Consider the following 19,783-nt stretch of genomic DNA (forward strand, 5'->3'; position numbering starts at 1 on the left):
CTATAGCAGAATCATCATTATATTTTCTTGCGCATAGCTTAGAGTTTCACTTATGCTGATAAGAATGACTTTCTAACCACTTATAAATAGTTGCAGTATTATCCAAATCCCAAATTTTAAAATTTTGAATACTCACCAGTAAAGAACTTTTATCATCTGACATCTTGACATTATACTTTATATTGTTTAATAAAATTGGCTCAGATGGCTCTGTATTTACAATGAGTTGAAGCATATAGGCATCACATACAATATCATTTTGACTATTTTCAGTCGTAAATAATTGATCCCCGTGAGTAACAGCATTAATAACAAATCCATATCTATCATCTGTGATTGAATTTAAATAACTACTATACATCTGTCCGACAATGTTTAATGTAGCTTGAGAGCCGCATTTAGGTACATTCACTTTACTTTGGTAATAGCTATAACTAATTATCAGAATTGTTACAGGCATAATAATAAATAATATTGCCTTACTCACATGCACACCTTCTAAAACCCTAAATTAATCACAATTTGCACTTGGGGGATGATTTTCTATATCATATCCAATGCTATCTTGAAGCTTAAAAGAATAGCATTGCATACTACTAAAACCATTGTTAATACACTGATTATACCTTTGTTTAATAAATTTGTCCTTTTGGGCGTAATATTTTTTATATAGTATACTTTTTTGAAAATTAGCAATGCATGATTCTTTTGCTTCTTTTTTTCTATTATCTTCCGCTATCTTCTCATTTTGTTTTTTTTCATCAGCTACTTGTTGAGTATCAACTATCTTTTGCGCTTGGAATAGTACATTCTTTTTGAGCGCGTTATACTGACTATTTAAATCAGTTGAAAAATCCTGTAAAAAAGTTCCATTATATTTTTCACCATATCGATCCTTAGGGGTCATTAAGAATATACATGGCGAACTCCAACTACGTTGTAGTCTAATTAAGTCACGATCATCTATAGGATTACAAACATTATAATTATTTAACTGTATTGCAAGACTATTTATACTTTGTTGAATACTACTTTTATCAATTACCGTATTACATGAATTTTCTTTATAGTCCGATATATCATCATACTTCACCCCTTGTCCTTTAAAACTTACAGATGAAGTGCAGTCATATGCTAATTGCTTAGCTATAATTTCAGAAATTTTATTCTCATAGACTTTGTTATCGCTTACTATAGGCATACTACTACAACCCGATAACGCAAGTATAAATATCAATTTCCCCATCAATTCACGCCTTCAAAAAATAACATTATCTGTAGACATAGCCTGTATCTTCCCACTATTATTATAGTACGTTGTTACACCTTGATTATAGGTTGTAAGAGTTGTTGAGTTATATGGAATATTTTCAGCACAAATAGCACCAATAATTAAATTTAGAATCCATAATTTCATTTATCGCACCAAGAAGAACTTTATAATTGTAATTTTAATACAAATCCCATTATTTATACCTTAAAAGTCCTGACAATCGGGTAATTATATAGAAAAACTTAAAATCGCTTTTAAATTTAGTGGTTTTTTACTACAAATATTAAAACCCAGAATCAAAAATTCTAAATGAAATAGCCGGTTTTACCGGGTCATCACCAGCTGCGGCTGCATTTAAAATATTGCATAATGCAGTTAATTCATGATCAATACTCAAGTCATACATAGCTTTAAACCATGATGCAGGATAACGCTCAAGTAAGGGGGCAATCCGTAAACAGTCAGCTTCTTTCTTTGTACCTATGCTAAGCTCCATATATCTAACTATCTTACGCATATGGGGATACGTCCTACACATCTTTTGAACTTTCCACGTTTTCCACTTATACGCATAATATAATCTCTGCCATCTTTCAGGTAGCCTGCGTATATCCATATTACTAGGGATACCAACCAAGTTGGATTTAGTATTGTGTGATTTTCTCATTCTCATAACTCCATTAATCCACCATATCCAGTGGACTAGCCTAAAATTTTCAGTTTATTTCTGAGAAGGGTTTGGCTATATCCCCTCTTTCATTTTGGTAACTTTTGGGACGCTTTTTACTAGCTTTAGATTTAGATATTTTTATCCAATTTATATCTACATATATTTTATATAGTAAACCTAAAATAATTGAAATCTTTCTTAGTTTATCCAACAACTGATCATCATCTACATTTAACTGACTATATTGATATATTATTTCATAGCATTTGATCAAACAAAGATAAATTGCTCCATCGCAGTCTGCTGGCAATTTTATATCATTGAATAAACTATGATTTACCATTGTGAAAGTACTACCTTTCAACAATTTCATATTTCCTGTTAAATTAATCATGTCAGGATTTTCAATATCACAAAAAAATAAATAAAGTTTAGAGCATCTAGTAACATCAAGTAGGTTCAATCTTTCAAGAACATTAAAGGCTCTATATTCACCAGATTTATTACCGCTATTTTGAGTCTTCCTTATTAATTTACCTAAACCGTCTTTTAATTCATTAAAATCTAAAAACTCTTGAGTAATTTCAGAGATAATAGCAGCAGCAGGTTCGTCATTAAAGATTCCACTTATTGAGTTTCTCGACCGTATAAATTTCATAATAGTAATATTTAAATCAAGATTACTTATAGAGTAAGTTGGTAAAATATCATTTAAATATCCTGTTATACAACTTTCATACATTGAATTAAGCTCTGGTTGTACTTTCATTATTCATACCTATAAAAATTATTTTTCTGAGCTTATGCTGACCACCAGCATTCACTCACAGCAAGATTCTATAATTTTTAATTTCAAAAGTCCACCCTAAACTAAAATACATCATAAAACATGTTAAAATGATACAATATTTCTTGATCAATTAAACTATCCAGTATATCTGCCCACCGTTGTAACATCTCTTTGCGTTGCTCAATAAATTGGCTGCGTTGATAAACCTGCTTAATACCGCCTTTGCTATGATTTAATGCCACCTCAATATAATCACTTGGATAGCCTAGTTCTCCCAAATGAGTTGCACCAGTGCGGCGTAAATCATGAACAGTGACATAACTCTGCCTATCATTTCCAAATATAGTTTTATTAAAGTTACGTAACATCCAGTTAAGATTAGTTGCACTGATCGGGGAATCTTGAGTAATACCGGGAAAAATATATTTACTACCTCTACTAAGCTTTTTTAACTTTTCAAACATATTTGAAGCCTGTTTTGGTAATGGGATAACTAATTGTGAGTTCATTTTACTTTCATTTATAATGAATCTAGATTGCTCAAAATCAACATTTTCCCAAGTAGCATGGATTAATTCGGACTTACGCGTAAGTAGCATTAATGATAAATGAACGGCTAATTTAGTCTGAGTTCTTATATTAGAGGCATAGACAAAATCCAATAATTGTTTTATCTCATTATTATTTAAATGGCGGGTTCTTGGTTTATCGCGATAAATATTAACCGCTTTAATCTTTGTGGCAGGATTATATTCGATTATTTTAAGCTCAACAGCAAAATCAATTAATACTTTTATATTTATTAGAATTAATCGCGCCACAGAAGCACTATTATTTTCTATCTTTGGCAATAGTAAACGTTGTTTAATAAAATCATCAGTAATTTTAGTAACTAGCTCATTACCAATCACCGCAATAATATTACGCTTACAGAGGTTAGGTATTCATTTCTACTGCGCTCTTTAGTTCTGACAATTGGCAATCCTCTATTATGTATCGATCAAACAAATCACTGACAGTAATTTGTCTATCTTTTTCGCGTTTCTTTTCCTCATTCGGGTCTACCCCTTCGGAAATTTGGGCACGAAACTCTAAAGCCTTTTTTCTCGCCTCATTTAATGTAATATCAGGATAATCACCGATCACCACCCAAGAAGCTTTATTGTCGTTACGAATACGATATTTGAATTTGCAGCTACCAATCTTAGTAACTATCAGATATAGATTATTTCCGTCTGCCATTTCTTTAATCTTTGGCTGTCGCTTTCCCAATAAGCTATCTATTTGAGTTTTGTTTAGTTTTGCCATATATGTACCCCTATAGTCTAGTAAGTAAGGCAAGTACACCTTATTAAATGAATATTATACAAGGGGAATTTTTAGGTGTATTTTTTGCACCTTATTATAGATTTTGATAGATAGATGTAGAATACAAGAGAATAAAAAACCCTTTATTTGCAAGGCATCATAAAGGGTCATGTATAAGCATAAAATATGACTACATTTTTGGCATCAGATGTTTAAAATTTTTCATCATCTTAAATATACCACCACCGCTAAATTTCTTCATCATCTGGCTAACTTGCTCATATTGCTTTAGAAGCTGATTCACCTCTTGCACCGAAGTACCACTACCTAAGGCAATCCGACGTTTACGTGAAGCTTTTAATAAGTCTGGCTTACGTCGCTCTTCGGAAGTCATTGAATCAATTATCGCTACATTTTTCTTGATCATTTTATCATTGATGACCTGAGGGGCTTTTTCAGCAATATTTCCCGGCAATTTATCGAGAATTTTACCCATACCACCCATATTATTCATTTGCTCAAACTGCATTTTGAAATCATTCAAATCAAAGCCTTTACCTTTTTTGACTTTCTCCATCAATTTCTTGGCTTCGACTTCGTCCACATTACCCTGAACTTCTTCAATCAGTGATAATATATCACCCATACCAAGAATACGTGAAGCCATCCGATCTGGATAAAAAGGCTCAAGCCCTGCTACCTTCTCAGAAACACCAATGAATTTAATTGGCTTACCAGTTACCTGACGAATTGAAAGCGCAGCACCACCACGAGCATCACCATCCATTTTGGTAAGAATAACCCCGGTCAGATTTAAGGTATCATTAAATGCCTTCGCAGTATTCACCGCATCTTGACCAAGCATGGCATCAACGACAAATAAGGTCTCAACTGGGTTTAGTGTCTGATGCAAATTTTTAATCTCTTGCATCATATATTCATCAATGGTTAATCGTCCTGCAGTATCGACCAGTAATACATCAAAATAATGCTTCTTAGCATAATCAACAGCAGCTAAAGCAATTGCTTCTGGCTTTTCTTCAACACTACTTGGGAAACATTCAATATCCAGTGATTTAGCAAGCGTTTTAAGCTGCTCAATCGCAGCCGGACGATAAACGTCACAACTAACAACTAAGACTTTTTTCTTTTCAGCTTCTTTAAGCCGCTTGGCAAGTTTACCAACCGTGGTAGTTTTACCAGCACCTTGCAAACCTGCCATCAGGATAATTGCGGGAGGAACTGCACTAAGATTTAATTTATCATTAAATCCACCCATAAGTTCGGTTAATTTGTCATTTACGACTCCAACTAATGCCTGTCCAGGTGTAAGGCTACCAACAACCTTTTCACCAAGAGCTTCTTCTCTGATCGTATCAACAAATTGCTTAACTACTGGTAGCGCAACATCAGCTTCCAGTAAGGCAATTCTGATCTCACGCAAGGCATCTTTAATATTCGATTCAGTTAACCGGGCATTTCCCGACAGAGTTTTTACAACCCCAGATAACCGAGCTGATAAATTTTCAAACATTCTAATTTATTCCTAAATAATACTAGCTACGTAATTCACTTGGCAGGGCAAATGTCATATGCTCTTCGACAACACTCAATGATTCAGTCGTACTATAACCCAATCCACGCAAACGATTAATCACACCCTCAACCAAAACCTCTGGCGCAGAAGCCCCAGCAGTCACTCCAACTGAACTAACCTCATTTAACCATTCGGGCTGAATCTCGTAATCAAAATCAATCAGGTATGATTTTACCCCTAAATTCTCGGCTAGTTCTTTCAGCCGATTTGAATTAGAGCTATTTTTACTGCCAATAACAATTACTGCATCACAGCTTTCTGCCATTGCTTTTACTGCATCTTGACGATTTTGGGTGGCATAGCAGATATCTTCGTTTTTTGGCAACTTGAGATTTGGAAAAGTCTTTTTCAGCTTCTCGATAATAGATTTAGTTTCATCTACTGATAAGGTTGTCTGAGTAACCACCGCAATTTTCTCAATATCCCGTGGAAGCTCCAAATTATCAATATCTGCTTCATGTTCGATCAAATGGATGTGATCAGTTACCTGCCCCATAGTTCCTTCGACTTCAGGGTGCCCCTTATGCCCAATCATAATGATAGTATAACCTTGGCGGTAAAGATTTCTGATTTCAACATGAACTTTACTAACTAATGGGCAAGTTGCATCAAAAATCATGGTAAGATTTTTGGATTGTGCTTCATCACGGACAGACAAAGGTACACCATGCGCCGAATAAATCAAAATACTCCCAGCAGGAACATCTTTTATATCTTCAATAAATATCGCACCACGCTCAACCAGTCCATCAACAACATATTTATTATGAACGACTTCGTGGCGAACATAAACTGGTGCACCATACTTTTCAAGTGCTTTTTCGACAATGGTTATCGCCCGATCAACGCCAGCACAAAAACCCCGCGGATTTGCCAAAATGATTTTTTTCATGGTTATTTCTTACTGACAAAAAGACTATCAATTATCAGTAAAGTAACTCCAACCGTAATAAAACTATCGGCAACATTAAATGCAGGCCAGTGGTGAGTACCGACATACCAATCAATAAAATCAGTTACTTTCCCGGCAACAATCCGATCAATCAGATTGCCAAGTGCACCGCCCAGAATAAAACTGAAGGCTAACCCAGCAAGCAGATTAAATGGCTTAGTCATAATATAGTAAATCAATCCTATAGAAACCGCAATCGCAATACCAGCAAAAAAGATTTTCTGCCAGCCATTTTGGGAAGCCAAAAAGCTAAATGCAGCACCTTCATTATAAGCAAGCGTCCAATTCCAAAATGGCATTACTGGCTTCAATTGATACAATTCAAGATGCCCTCGAACTATATATTTACTTATTTGATCCAGAACAATCACTATTAGGCTAATACCCAATAGCCCCATTCGGCATGATTTAGTCAATTCTTTTTGCATATTAGAAACCTTATTTTATTTAAGCAAATTTACGCAGTTCGCCATTTCCCGCAATATTTTCATGACAACGTGGACAAATCGCTGGATGCTCGGCAATTGTTCCTACTGCATCATCATAATGCCAGCAACGTTCACATTTAGGCGCATTACTCACTACCACCTCTACCTGCGTTTCTGCCGCCTCTTCAAGGTTGATTTTAGAAACCATATAGGCAAATTTGAGATCATCGCCAAGCGATGCCAAAATTGGATATAGTTTACTATCTGCTTTGATTTTTAATTCAGCCTGCAATGAAGCACCAATTAATCCGGCAGTACGTTTATTCTCCAACTCTTTCAGAACTAAAGTTCTAAATTCTCGAATTGCAGCCCATTTTTCCAGAAGCTTACTATTATCACCAGCCAATGGCAAATTATGATGTAAATGATACAAGGTTGAATCATCTTTATCACCTGTTAGCACTTCCCATGCCTCATCACTAGTAAAGGCAAGAATTGGTGATAACATTTGTAACAATGCTTTACTGATATGCCATAAAGCTGTTTGTGCTGAACGACGCGCATGACCATCTGCCTTAGAAGTATATAGGCGATCTTTTAGCACATCAAGATAAAAGCTACCTAGCTCTTCTGAACAGTAACTAACCATTTCCTGAATAATAAAATGGAATTGATAGCTTGGATACAGCTGGTTTACTACTTTATCTTGTAATTTATGTAAATAAGCCAAGGCATACTGATCAATTTCAAGCAGCTTATCTATACCCAGAGCATCTTTGCTATAATCAAAATCATTTAGATTAGCAAGTAGGAACCTTAAAGTATTGCGAATCCGGCGATATGATTCAGTTACCCGTTTCAATATTTCATCGGAAATAGATAATTCACCAGAATAATCGGTTGCCGCAACCCAAAGGCGTAAAATATCCGCACCATACTTATTAATCACTTCCTGAGGTGCAACAATATTTCCTTTAGATTTGGACATCTTATGCCCATTACCATCAACAACAAAACCATGCGTCAATAACTGTTTGTAAGGAGCACGCCCTTTAACTGCACAGCCAGTTAACATTGAAGACTGGAACCAACCACGATGCTGATCCGAACCTTCCAGATATAAATCCGCAGGCCATTGCAACTCTTCTTTTGCATCAACCACTGTCAAATGGGTAGTCCCGGAATCAAACCAGACATCAAGAGTATCTGTGAGTTTTACGTAATTATCTAAATCTTCACCAGATAGTAGTTGCTCAGGCTTTAAATCAAACCAAGCATTGATACCTTCGCTTTCAATCAAATCAGCTACTTGCTGAAGTAGATTATAGGTTTCTGGATGTGGCTCGCCAGTTTCTTTATGCACAAAGAAAGCAATTGGAACACCCCAATTCCGCTGTCTTGAAACACACCAGTCAGGTCGATTTTTTATCATCGCTTCAAGCCTAGCCCTACCCCACGCTGGGAAAAAGGCAGTATCATCTACTGCTTTATTTGCTTTTTCGCGTAGTGTTAGATCATCATTGCCATGCTTATCCATCCCGATAAACCATTGTCCAGTAGTTCGGAAAATTATCTTACTTTTATGGCGCCAGCAACATGGATAGCTATGGGTAATCTTGGCAGCATTCATTAATCGCTGCTTATTCTGCAAGACTTCGATAACTTTTTCATTAGCAGCAAAAACATTCAATCCAGCAAATAGCTCAGTACTTGCTAAATAACAACCATCATCACCAACCGGATTATGTAAATCAAGATCGTATTTGGAACTAACCAAAAAGTCATCCATACCATGAGCTGGAGCGGTGTGAACCAATCCAGTACCCGCATCATCAGTTGCATGTTCACCCAATATCATCGGTACTTGACGATCATAAAATGGATGTTCAAACTTTAATAATTCAAGCTTACTACCTTTTACAGTTGCAATTACTTGATGATGACTTCCTTCACCGTGGTAGCGCTTAATCGCATCGACTACCAAATTTTTGGCAACAATTAAATACTTACTATTAATCGCAACCAGAGCATAATCAACTTCCGGTCCAGCACATATCGCTTGATTGGCAGGTAATGTCCATGGTGTGGTAGTCCAGATTACTGCATAAACCTCGGCATTGTGTGGTATCTCAACTCCAAACTCTTTGGCAATCTCATGATTATCAACAGCTTTAAAGGCAACATCGATAGCTGGCGACTCTTTATCATAATATTCTACTTCAGCTTCGGCAAGTGCTGATCCACAATCAATACACCAATAAACTGGTTTTACACCACGAAATAAATAACCATTTTTATAAATTTCGCCCAAAACACGCACAATTCCAGCTTCAGTCTTAAATTCCATGGTTTTATATGGATTATTCCAGTCACCAAGTACACCAAGCCGTATAAAATCAGCTTTTTGTTGCTCTATCTGCCCATTAGCATACTCACGACATTTATTACGAAATTCACGTGGCTCCATATTTTTGCCAAACTGCTTTTCGATATTATGCTCGATAGGCAACCCATGGCAATCCCAGCCTGGTACATAAGGAGCATCAAAGCCCGCTATGGTTTTACTACGAATGATTATGTCTTTAAGAATTTTATTGGTAGCATGTCCTATATGAAGCTGTCCATTAGCATATGGAGGTCCATCATGTAAAATAAACTTATTTCGCCCGCGACTAATTTCACGAATTTTCTGGTAACGATTTTCTTTTACCCATTTATCCAGCATTGCTGGTTCACGCTTAGCCAAATCTCCACGCATCGGAAATGGCGTATCCAATAAGTTTACGGTATTCTTATAATCCATTAATCATTCCTTAATTTGCACGAACAAAAAAATCACGTGCATCATCCATATCTTTATACATTTGTTTAAATAGGGTATCCAGATCGTCAAACTTCAATTCTGGACGCAAATATTCAAGTATTTCAACGGTCGCAATTTTACCATATAAATCAGTATTTACATCGAGTAAATGGGTTTCTATCTTATAGACTTTACCCTCACTTACAGTTGGATTTTTACCGATATTCGTAACACCGTTATAGCGAACTCCATCGATATATACATAAGAAACATAAATCCCCCAGAGAACTGGGCGGATTTTGCATAAATTTAGATTTATAGTTGGCATCCCAAATTTACGGGCTAGTTGATTTCCCCGTACTATCCGAGAACTATAGCGAATATTACGCCCAAGATAATCCCGAATCAAACCAAGTTGCTGCTCACTTGCCAACTCCCGAATCAAAGAACTAGATACTCTTATCTGATTATGTTTTACTTCCGTAAACTCATCAGTAACAATACCATGACGGATTAGATCGGCAATTGTACCCCGAGCCTTGGCACCAAAACGGAAATCGTGCCCAACTATCATCTGATCTATCTTTAGTTTTTCTTCAAGATAATCCTCGATAAACTCATCTGGACTTAGTTTTGCCATACTAGCATTAAAATGAAGAACTACTATTTCGTCAATAAGTTTAGATTCAGCAAGAATCATCACTTTATCACGCAAAAGGCTAATCCTTGGCGTACGGATAGTTCCACTTTGATCTGCAAAATACTCATGAGGAAGAGTATCAAAAGTAATTACCATACTCCTAGCATTCTCAGCCTTGGCAACCGCATTTAATTTCTCGATTAACTGCCAATGTCCGCGATGCATACCATCAAAATTACCAATAGTGGCAATGGTCTTCTGCTGCTTTTGTTTGGCTTCAGTGATTTTTAAACGTAACATATAAACTCTGGCAATAAAAAATCCCACACAAGAGTGCGGGACATTCACAAAAAGTATTAGTTATTCGACGGGAACTTCTTCCTGTTTAGTCTGTTCAACTGAGATTTCAACTCGCCGATCAGGTGCTGCACAAGCAACCAGTTCAGCATGTTTTTGCTCAAATTTCTTCAACTCTTCATCCATTTTTTTACGCTCTTCTTTAGGCTGAGTCTTCTCACGAGCAGTAATTGAATTGATTTTATCAATATCATCTTTACCATACTTCTTGAAACACTCAGGAGAAGCCGTAGCATTTTTCATCCCCATGCCTTCAGCCACAATTGTATCAGGATTAAGCCCACCATGCTCCACGAAATAACTCTTTATTGCGTCAGCACGCTCCTGAGATAGCCGCTGATTATAATCCACTCCACCAATCATATCAGTATAACCACGAATGGTAATAGAATGAATTGCGGCGGAAGATTTAGCCAAATTCTCCAGAAATGCGCCTAGTTTGGCCTGACCTGCAACAGACAATTCAGGGCTATTAAAACTAAATAACTGTGTATCAGACTCCATAAATGAGGTCATCTTAGTAACATACTTCTTCTCTTCAGGCTTTTCCGGAGCTTCACCACATTCCTCAATACCATTAGCCGCCACCCAGTATGCCGTGTGTAAGCACTGCCGATATGAAGTCTTTACAACCGTTGACCCAGATGCAGGAGAATAAACGTATCCTGCAGGTGGCATATTATCTGCATTACTAGCTGCTATTCCACCCAATAGTAACAACGGCATTACCAATAAGACTTTTGCCTTTAACATCGCCTTCCCCGCATTGTAAATTATGTTCTAACTCCCTCAATTATACACAATTGATGAATATTGCCGCAATTAAGAGTTAAATATTTGCCCTAACCAATTCGCTATTGTTACAACCTCTTCATAACATACACTATGCGGCATTGGATACTCGAACCACTGATAATTAACATCAAGCGATTGTAAATACTTAACTGCCTCTTTAGCATAGGCTATGCTAACAACAGGGTCTTGCTGCCCATGACAGATTAAAAAAGGCATCTTTAATTTATGTTGGATTTTGGCAACATCTATCAAGGAAGTATCTGGTAGATATGCCGATAAAACCATAATTCCAGCAAAATTATAATCGAGCCCCAAACCAGTATAATATGCCATCACACCACCCTGAGAAAACCCAGCAACAACGATTTCCTCTGGCTTAAATCCTTCTTTTATTAAACCCTCGATTAATAGATGAATCCGCTCCCGATTTTCGAGTATTCCGGCAGAATCAACTTCTCGAGTTAAACTGCTAAAATCAGTTATATCATACCAAGCGCGCATCTGGTAGCCATTATTGATTGTCACTGGAATAATTGGCGCATTCGGAAAGACAAATTTTAATGAAAAAGGTAAGCGTAATTCCTCAACTATTGGCACAAAATCATTATAATCTGCACCCAAACCATGCATCCAGATGACTGCGCCAACGGGCTTTACATCTGGTTTATTTAATACAACTTTTGTTTCTAATTTATTACTCATTAATTTTAACCTTTATAATATGTAATTGCTCATATTGATAAGCCATGTAATTGCCGGAATATGAAGCAAGAGTATGGCCGCAGTGTACAAACGTACATAAGGAACCTTGCAGCATAGCTATTGCGAAATAGTCCTAGTAGTTACTATACTCAATCAGATTGAAGATTCATGGTAGGCGCGAGCGACGAAGCCTACAAGTAGTAAGTAAGAAGCGAAGCAACAACCCAGTAACTTCAAACAGTTTGAGTATATAATATCTTGAATACATCACGAGCTATTGCAAGTGTTTTATCAATTACTCGACTATCATGAACAGCGGAAATAAAACCAGCTTCATACATGCTCGGAGCAAAAAACACTCCCCGATCAAGCATTAGATGAAAAAAGCGGTTAAATAATTCCTGATTTCCTTCTTTAACTTCAGCAAAACTTTGTGGCACTCGATCAGAAAAGTAAAAACCAAACATCCCACCAACAGAGTCCACACTAAGACTAATGCCCTCTTCATTGGCAATCTTCTTTAAGCCATCCATTAGTAACGATGCACTATTAGCCAATCTTAAATAAAAGTCCTGTTGTTGAATCAGATCCAGCACCGCAAGTCCGGCAGTCACAGCAACCGGATTACCCGAAAGCGTTCCTGCCTGATAAACACCACCGATAGGCGCGAGACAATCCATAATCTCTGCCTTACCACCAAAACCAGCAAGAGGCATTCCGCCACCAATTACTTTACCAACTGTAGTCAGATCCGGTTTAATTCCAAGAAGTTGCTGCGCTCCACCAAGAGCAACCCGAAAACCAGTCATAACCTCATCAAAAACCAACACTGTTCCATTTTTAGTACATAATTCACGTAGCTGCTGGATAAATTCAGAAGTAGGACGAACCAGATTCATATTCCCGGCAAAAGGCTCGATTACAACAGCAGCGATCGCTTCTGGATACACCCGGAAAGCCTCGACTAATTGCTCAGTATCATTATACTCAAGCACCAATGTATGACGAACAGCTTCTTCGGGAACACCACTACTACTTGGATTACCAAAAGTCTGTAAACCCGAGCCAGCCTTAATCAATAGACTATCACTATGCCCATGGTAACAACCATTAAATTTGATTATATAATTACGCCGAGTGTAACCGCGAGCCAAGCGAATTGCCGACATTACCGCTTCCGTTCCAGAACTTACTAAGCGAAATTTGTCAATACTTGGTACCAATTCACATATTTTCTTGGCAAAAACCACCTCCAGCTCTGTTGGCGTCCCATAAGAAAAGCCATTGGCTAAAGCTTCAGTAACTCTAGCAATGACAGTTTTATTGGCATGACCAACAATATTAGCTCCCCACGAGCAAACATAATCGATATATTCTTTACCTTCAATATCAAAAAGACTACTTCCTTCTGCTCGAGCGGTAAAAAATGGTGTCCCACCAACCGAATTAAACGAGCGTACCGGAGAATTTACTCCCCCCGGAATACATAACTTCGCTTGCTCAAAAAGCTCTTTATTTGTTAACATTTTTCTTTTAAACTTTCTCAATATTTGCAATATTTAAATCCAGTGTTTTTTTACCAATTCCGATAAAAAATATCTCAGCAGTCATTTTTTTGCCATCTGCATTTAGGCGAAGAATTTTACCATTGCCAAACTTGGCATGTTTTATCATATCACCGATTTTGAGAGTAACATCACTGTCTTTCAAAGATACTCGCGAGGTTTTTGTCTCTGGGTGTTCAAATTCAGCACGTGAGTTTCGCATTCCACTATAATTACTCTCTGCTGGGTCATAATAACCAGACAACTCACTATAGCCGATTTTACTTACTCCAGAAATATTCTTGATTAACTCTGCCGGAATTTCATTAACAAATCTGGAAATAGGTGCAGCCAGTCGCTTACCCCACATTAGGCGACTACATGCACGCATGAGGTAGAGCTTTTCTTTAGCCCGGGTGATTGCAACATACATCAAACGGCGCTCTTCTTCGACTTCTTTCAGATTATTTAAGCAATTCTCATGCGGAAATAAACCATCTTCCAAACCAACGACAAAAACTACTTTAAACTCAAGCCCTTTAGCAGCGTGAACCGTCATTAACTGAACCGCAGAATCATAGCTATTTGCCTGATTATCACCTGATTCAAGTACTGCATGTGCCAAAAATTCAACCAGCGGATTAGTTGTATCTTCAGCTTGAAAACCAGTAACAGCCGAGATCAGCTCATTTAGATTCTCAATACGCTCTTCGCCTTCTTTAGGATCATTCTCATAATGTTCGCGAATACCACTAGTTTCAATAACATAGCTAATAGTCTCCGCAAGATTAAGCACCTTGCTTTCTATCTGCATCAACCTTATCAAATCAGTAAATTTGCTAAGTGATACTTTAAGTTTACCAGTTAATTCATCCACAGTATCAAAAAGAGAACGCTTTAACTGAGTAGCAGTTTCCTGTAATTGTTCAATCGTTCGTGGGCCAATCCCTCTAGCTGGAAAATTAACTACGCGCAAAAATGCTTCATTATCGCTCGGATTAATAATCAAACGTAAATAGGCAAGTACTCGCTTGATTTCTTGTCGGTCAAAAAAGCGTAAGCCTCCATAAACCCGATAAGCAATCCCACGATTATAAAGATGTTGTTCAAAAACCCGTGATTGGGCATTGGAACGATACAAAATCGCAATCTCATTTAGCTCAATTCCAGCATTATGCAACTGGCGAATCTCATCAATCACATAATAAGCCTCATCCTCTTCAGTATATCCTTCATAAAGGCGAATTTTTTCATCATGACGATTTTCCGTCCAAAGCTTCTTACCAATCCGCTCAGAGTTATTATCAATAACCGCATTGGCAGCATCAAGAATTACTTGGGTAGAACGATAATTTTGCTCAAGTCTGATTGGCTCAGTTACCTGAAAATCACGTAAAAAAGCATGCATATTGGCAACTTTGGCACCACGAAATGAGTATATTGATTGATCATCATCACCAACCGCAAAAATCATAGTCCTTTCACCGACTAGCTGATGAAGCCATTTATACTGTAAAACATTGGTATCCTGAAACTCATCAACCAAGATATGCTTAAACTGCTGCCGATAGCGGTTTAATAACGGTAGATTCATGCTTAATAACTCATAACTCCTGAGTAATAACTCGGTAAAATCAACTAAACCATCGCGATTACAATTTTCTTCATATAAAAGATACAAATCTATCAGAATCTTGTTTTTCAAATTATCAGGAGAAAGCTCACTAGCACGGATCCCCTGCTCTTTTTGGTAATTGATAAAACCCTGTACTTCTTTTGCCGGATAACGATCTTCATCAATATTATTGTGCTTGATTAAGCGCTTAATCAATGACTGTTGATCTTGGGAATCCAAAATCTGAAATCCGCTTGGCAATCCAGCTTCCTGATAATGAAGGCGCAATAGTCGTAGTGCGATTGAATGAAAAGTACCTACCCACATGTATTTGGTATCAATATGAAGTATACTTCCGATTCGATGAAGCATTTCTTTAGCGGCTTTATTGGTAAACGTCACCGCAAGAACTTCACTAACCCCAATCTGAGCATTTTTTATTAACCATGCAATACGGGTTGTAAGGACTTTAGTTTTACCACTCCCAGCACCAGCAAGGACAAGCAAAGAGCCACTGGTATAAGTAACAGCTTGAAGTTGCGCATCATTTAGATTATTTAGTAAAGACTGTTCATTCATTAAAATTTGACCAATTAATATAGTATGTGATTATTTTTCTTCATAATTATCAATTATTTTAACATAATAAACCCATCAAATCCTGCCGAACTCTCATTTTAATATCTGGATTTGTGCAATGCATGTATTATTTAATGAACCTATCCCCTTACAATACCGTAATAACAATAATTTAACAAAGGCTTTATAGTGGGTGATTTTAAAAGACTGCTACTATCTTCGTTTATGGTTGCTGGAGCAGCAATTGGTTCTGGGGTCTTGGCTTTACCAATTCTAGCCTCGGGTCCCGGGATTGTAAATACATTTATCTTTATTTCAATTACTTTTATAGTTGCCTTTCTTATGGCTGGAGTCAGCATTGATGTTTATGCCAGCTACGACAATCATAATGTAAATGCCGCAACACTGGCAGTTGACTACTTTGGCAAGAAAGGTTACTGGCTAACTGCAATACTAAACGTGCTATCTATGGGTTCACTTGCTGCAGCATATGTGAATGCAGGTGGTGACCTACTAGTAAAAACTGTACTGCCTATTTTTAATATACATATTCCCTCTCAAATTGGTATGATTATTTTCTTTCTAGTCTTCATGCCTGCATTTGTTATTGGTCTTGGCTTTATAAGCCGTCTTAATGGGGTTATTTTTACAATTAAATTTACTCTTCTGATAGGTGGAATTATTCTCGGACTGCATTTGGTTAATCCTCAGATTTTCGAATTTATACCAAGTGGAGTAAAATATCTTGGAGCTGGCGCATCGACAATGTTTTGTATCTGGATGATGCATATGGTTTTACCACTGGTATTAAAGATTAATCACTGGAACCCAGCGAAAGCCAAAAAAGCAGTTTTGGTAGGAATGATTATTCCGGCACTAGCTTATGTTGGCTGGATGATGTTAATATTCTCATTAGTACCAAGAGCCAAGTTTGTTGATCTGGCAACTATTGGCGATATAATGCATTTTGCCTTAACCAAGCCAGGTGTTCCATCGATTATTTCTACTATGGTTGGTGGATTTGCAGCGATTACGGTATTAACTGCTTTTCTGTCAATTGGTTTTGCTCTAGTAGCGTTTGTAATAGATGCATTAAAATGGAAAGAGACTGCAATAACTCGTTTTGGCGCAACGCTTATGGCATTTTTAATTCCAGTTATAATTGCACTTCTGTTTCCAAAAGCATTCGTGGTTATATACCAACAATCAAATATGTTTCAAATCGGTGCCGCATTAATCCCGGTTGCAGCTAGTATAATTTACAAGAAAAAGCTCAAAAAAGCCATAATAATGGAAATTATTATGCTCCTAATTGGATTCGCACTGATTACAGCACAAGTTCTAGATGATTTATCCATTTTTCCAAGCTATGGTGGAAGTCACGTAGTAGCAGTAGCCTGATAGTCAGTAAAAAGGCCGGTAGGGAATACCGGCAGAGGAAAAACACAAAAAGAAAGCACCTACAAAAATTAGAACAAATAACCAATTTTTGCATAAAGAGTAGAATTACCCGCACCATTCATTGTTGTTTGCTGCTGATTAAATGAATTATCATAAGAATATCCAACCCCTAATAAAATTGTTTTGGCAATGTCGTACTGAACCTCAGGGTTAATGGTATATCTAAAATCCTGAATATATCCATTATTAGTCTGCCCCCAGAAGGTAGGGTTTACTGTTGCTGGCTGTAATCCTGCGCCACCACCAGCCTGGGTAGCATCATATGCGGTCATATCAAGTGAGATTTTGAGTGAAGAACCAAAGCGATATTCCGGCTTCACGCCAAGCCCGTAATACTGATTAATCGCACCTAGCGATGTACCATACGTATAAGTTGCATAGGGAATTACTTGAAAGCCATTACTACTTCCATTGCCAAACTGGAAAGCATAACCAGCTTTTGCTGTAGCCAGAAACTGCCCATAAGTCGATCCACCTAAAGTCGTATTATAACCAGGCAAACTTACTGCTAATGAATCATTATTAGGCATACCAGTTGCTATTGCATTAATCCAGATATTATTCTTTGTTTGAACGTTAGCACCAACAGACCATTCTTGAGCTTGTCCAGCTTGATTTTGGTTAACATATACGTTACCATACTGCAAGAAAGCATTATTATTAAAATCTTGAAACGAGTCTGCATTAGCTACCCCAAAAGTTCCACAAGATAGAATTATCAGTAACGTTTTTTTCATCATTTTACCTTTTAGTTTATCAAAATTATATCCCATCATTTAACCATTTTAATAGAATGGTTAAATAACCACATAGTTAGTAATTTTAATTTAACTCAAAAGGAAATGTCAACATTTAAAATATGGTTTTTATGAAATAAACTTTAATTACATAATCCTTTATTTGCAATATATTTGCACAATAAACCATTTTACAAACAATGATAATCGTTGCGGTTAATAGAGTTGAGGAAAATAATGTTCAATGAAAATAGATAAAGATTATTAAAGAAAATTACTTGATAACTTCATCTGGAAAGTGCTGCACTTTGATACACTATAGAGTCCAGAATCTAAACCGAAAATGAATAAAGAAGAGGGTAAAGGATCCGGATTAATCATAATATCAACCCGGATAAGATAGATAGCTTACAACCCCAGCTGTAACTGCCTGAGATAATTATGAAATTCATCACCAACTTCAGGGTGTTTAAGCCCGTAGCCAATGGTGGCTTCAAGATAACCTAGTTTAGATCCACAATCATAGCGTTTACCTTCAATAACATGGGCAAAAATAGCTTCATAATGAAGAACTTCAGAGATTGCATCTGTCAGCTGAATTTCACCACCAATGCCACGTTTGGTATTACGCAACTCAGTAAAAATGCGTGGTGTCAGGATATAACGACCAACAGCGGCTAAATTAGATGGCGCATTTTCTGGTTTAGGTTTTTCAACAATCTGTTCAATCTTCTTATGTTTCATTGCATTTTCAGCAAGTTTGACAATACCATACGAAGAAACATCTGCCGGATCAACTTCATTTACACCTAAAACAGAAGACTCAGTCTCCTTATATACTTCCATCATCTGTGCTAAAGCACCTGGCTTAGCATCAATCAATTCGTCTGCAAGAATCACTGCAAAAGGCTCATTACCAACAACACTGCTGGCAGTCAATACCGCATGCCCCAAACCTAAAGCTTCAGCCTGTCGGATATAAATACAGTTTACATTACTTGGCAAAATATTCTGGACAATTTCCAACAATTTAGTCTTATTTTTTAGCTCAAGCTCAGTTTCCAGCTCATAAGCCTTATCGAAATGATCCTCAATTGTCCGCTTATTCCGTCCAGTAATAAATACCATCTCGGTAATACCAGCATCAATCGCCTCTTCAACAGCATATTGAATCAATGGCTTATCTACAATAGGAAGCATCTCTTTTGGTGAAGCTTTGGTAGCAGGCAAAAACCTCGTACCCATCCCAGCAACAGGAAATACTGCTTTAGTTATTTTGGCAACCATTTACTTACCTGCAAAAAAATAATACTCCATTTGCTGGCGTAAATATTTACGGGCGGCTTCTTCAGATAAATTCAGACGATTTTCATTAATTATCATTGTTTGCTGTTTAAGCCATGCCTGCCATGCTTCTTTTGAAACATTATCCAATATTTTCTGCCCAAGTTCTCCAGGCACCGGAGGAAAATCAAGCCCTTCTGATTCAACCCCTAACTTTATGCAATTAATCATTTTTCCCATTATACGAA

Annotated in this window: 20 protein-coding genes; 1 reads left to right on the forward strand and 19 read right to left on the reverse strand. The window is 37.1% G+C overall.

Annotation, left to right across the window (positions count from 1 at the left end):
* Window positions 1-46: 46 nt before the first annotated feature.
* The 16 genes from CUN60_RS12030 to CUN60_RS12100 form a co-directional block, all read right to left on the reverse strand.
* On the reverse strand, window positions 47-487 hold the full coding sequence (locus CUN60_RS12030; RefSeq protein ID WP_102952275.1) for a hypothetical protein: 441 nt from the start codon (window positions 485-487) through the stop codon (window positions 47-49).
* Window positions 488-511: 24 nt separating this feature from the next.
* On the reverse strand, window positions 512-1,246 hold the full coding sequence (locus tag CUN60_RS12035; RefSeq protein WP_102952276.1) for a hypothetical protein: 735 nt from the start codon (window positions 1,244-1,246) through the stop codon (window positions 512-514).
* Between the two features lie 12 nt (window positions 1,247-1,258).
* Window positions 1,259-1,417: a hypothetical protein gene (locus CUN60_RS13025; RefSeq protein WP_158649418.1), complete on the reverse strand. Its 159-nt coding sequence runs from the start codon at window positions 1,415-1,417 to the stop codon at window positions 1,259-1,261.
* 139 nt (window positions 1,418-1,556) lie between these two features.
* Window positions 1,557-1,790, reverse strand: a complete 234-nt coding sequence (locus CUN60_RS12040; protein ID WP_158649419.1) for a hypothetical protein — start codon at window positions 1,788-1,790, stop codon at window positions 1,557-1,559.
* 199 nt (window positions 1,791-1,989) lie between these two features.
* Entirely contained in the window at window positions 1,990-2,712 is a 723-nt protein-coding gene (locus CUN60_RS12045; RefSeq protein ID WP_102952278.1) for a hypothetical protein, read from the reverse strand.
* Window positions 2,713-2,813: 101 nt separating this feature from the next.
* Window positions 2,814-3,644 (reverse strand): tyrosine-type recombinase/integrase, encoded by an 831-nt coding sequence (locus CUN60_RS12050; protein WP_158649420.1) that lies wholly within the window; start codon window positions 3,642-3,644, stop codon window positions 2,814-2,816.
* A 25-nt stretch (window positions 3,645-3,669) separates the two neighbouring features.
* Window positions 3,670-4,041: an Arm DNA-binding domain-containing protein gene (locus tag CUN60_RS12055; RefSeq protein ID WP_102952280.1), complete on the reverse strand. Its 372-nt coding sequence runs from the start codon at window positions 4,039-4,041 to the stop codon at window positions 3,670-3,672.
* Between the two features lie 190 nt (window positions 4,042-4,231).
* Window positions 4,232-5,575, reverse strand: coding sequence for a signal recognition particle protein (gene ffh / locus CUN60_RS12060; RefSeq protein WP_102952281.1), 1,344 nt, complete (start codon window positions 5,573-5,575; stop codon window positions 4,232-4,234).
* 22 nt (window positions 5,576-5,597) lie between these two features.
* A complete protein-coding gene (gene ispH, locus CUN60_RS12065; RefSeq protein ID WP_102952282.1) occupies window positions 5,598-6,530 on the reverse strand; it encodes a 4-hydroxy-3-methylbut-2-enyl diphosphate reductase in 933 nt (310 codons plus the stop codon).
* Between the two features lie 2 nt (window positions 6,531-6,532).
* Complete coding sequence (lspA, locus tag CUN60_RS12070) at window positions 6,533-7,018, reverse strand: signal peptidase II (protein WP_245866355.1); 486 nt, start codon at window positions 7,016-7,018, stop codon at window positions 6,533-6,535.
* Window positions 7,019-7,037: 19 nt separating this feature from the next.
* On the reverse strand, window positions 7,038-9,821 hold the full coding sequence (gene ileS / locus CUN60_RS12075) for an isoleucine--tRNA ligase (RefSeq protein ID WP_102952283.1): 2,784 nt from the start codon (window positions 9,819-9,821) through the stop codon (window positions 7,038-7,040).
* A 10-nt stretch (window positions 9,822-9,831) separates the two neighbouring features.
* Window positions 9,832-10,761: a riboflavin biosynthesis protein RibF gene (ribF, locus tag CUN60_RS12080; RefSeq protein WP_102952284.1), complete on the reverse strand. Its 930-nt coding sequence runs from the start codon at window positions 10,759-10,761 to the stop codon at window positions 9,832-9,834.
* Between the two features lie 60 nt (window positions 10,762-10,821).
* A complete protein-coding gene (locus CUN60_RS12085; protein WP_102952285.1) occupies window positions 10,822-11,571 on the reverse strand; it encodes an OmpA family protein in 750 nt (249 codons plus the stop codon).
* A gap of 69 nt (window positions 11,572-11,640) precedes the next feature.
* On the reverse strand, window positions 11,641-12,315 hold the full coding sequence (locus tag CUN60_RS12090; protein ID WP_102952286.1) for an alpha/beta hydrolase: 675 nt from the start codon (window positions 12,313-12,315) through the stop codon (window positions 11,641-11,643).
* A gap of 233 nt (window positions 12,316-12,548) precedes the next feature.
* Window positions 12,549-13,841 (reverse strand): glutamate-1-semialdehyde 2,1-aminomutase, encoded by a 1,293-nt coding sequence (hemL, locus tag CUN60_RS12095; RefSeq protein ID WP_102952493.1) that lies wholly within the window; start codon window positions 13,839-13,841, stop codon window positions 12,549-12,551.
* Between the two features lie 7 nt (window positions 13,842-13,848).
* A complete protein-coding gene (locus tag CUN60_RS12100) occupies window positions 13,849-16,053 on the reverse strand; it encodes a UvrD-helicase domain-containing protein (protein ID WP_102952287.1) in 2,205 nt (734 codons plus the stop codon).
* A gap of 189 nt (window positions 16,054-16,242) precedes the next feature.
* On the opposite strand from CUN60_RS12100, the gene CUN60_RS12105 reads away from it, so the two are divergent.
* Window positions 16,243-17,454: an aromatic amino acid transport family protein gene (locus tag CUN60_RS12105; protein WP_102952288.1), complete on the forward strand. Its 1,212-nt coding sequence runs from the start codon at window positions 16,243-16,245 to the stop codon at window positions 17,452-17,454.
* A 68-nt stretch (window positions 17,455-17,522) separates the two neighbouring features.
* Here CUN60_RS12105 and CUN60_RS12110 read toward each other — a convergent pair whose 3' ends face one another.
* The 3 genes from CUN60_RS12110 to CUN60_RS12120 form a co-directional block, all read right to left on the reverse strand.
* Window positions 17,523-18,254, reverse strand: coding sequence for a hypothetical protein (locus tag CUN60_RS12110; protein ID WP_158649421.1), 732 nt, complete (start codon window positions 18,252-18,254; stop codon window positions 17,523-17,525).
* 405 nt (window positions 18,255-18,659) lie between these two features.
* Window positions 18,660-19,538, reverse strand: a complete 879-nt coding sequence (gene galU / locus CUN60_RS12115) for a UTP--glucose-1-phosphate uridylyltransferase GalU (RefSeq protein ID WP_102952290.1) — start codon at window positions 19,536-19,538, stop codon at window positions 18,660-18,662.
* Window positions 19,539-19,766, reverse strand: a complete 228-nt coding sequence (locus tag CUN60_RS12120; RefSeq protein ID WP_425266147.1) for an oxidative damage protection protein — start codon at window positions 19,764-19,766, stop codon at window positions 19,539-19,541.
* Window positions 19,767-19,783 lie beyond the last annotated feature (17 nt).

The sequence above is a fragment of the Aquella oligotrophica genome (assembly GCF_002892535.1).
GTDB classification, from domain to species: domain Bacteria; phylum Pseudomonadota; class Gammaproteobacteria; order Burkholderiales; family UBA11063; genus Aquella; species Aquella oligotrophica.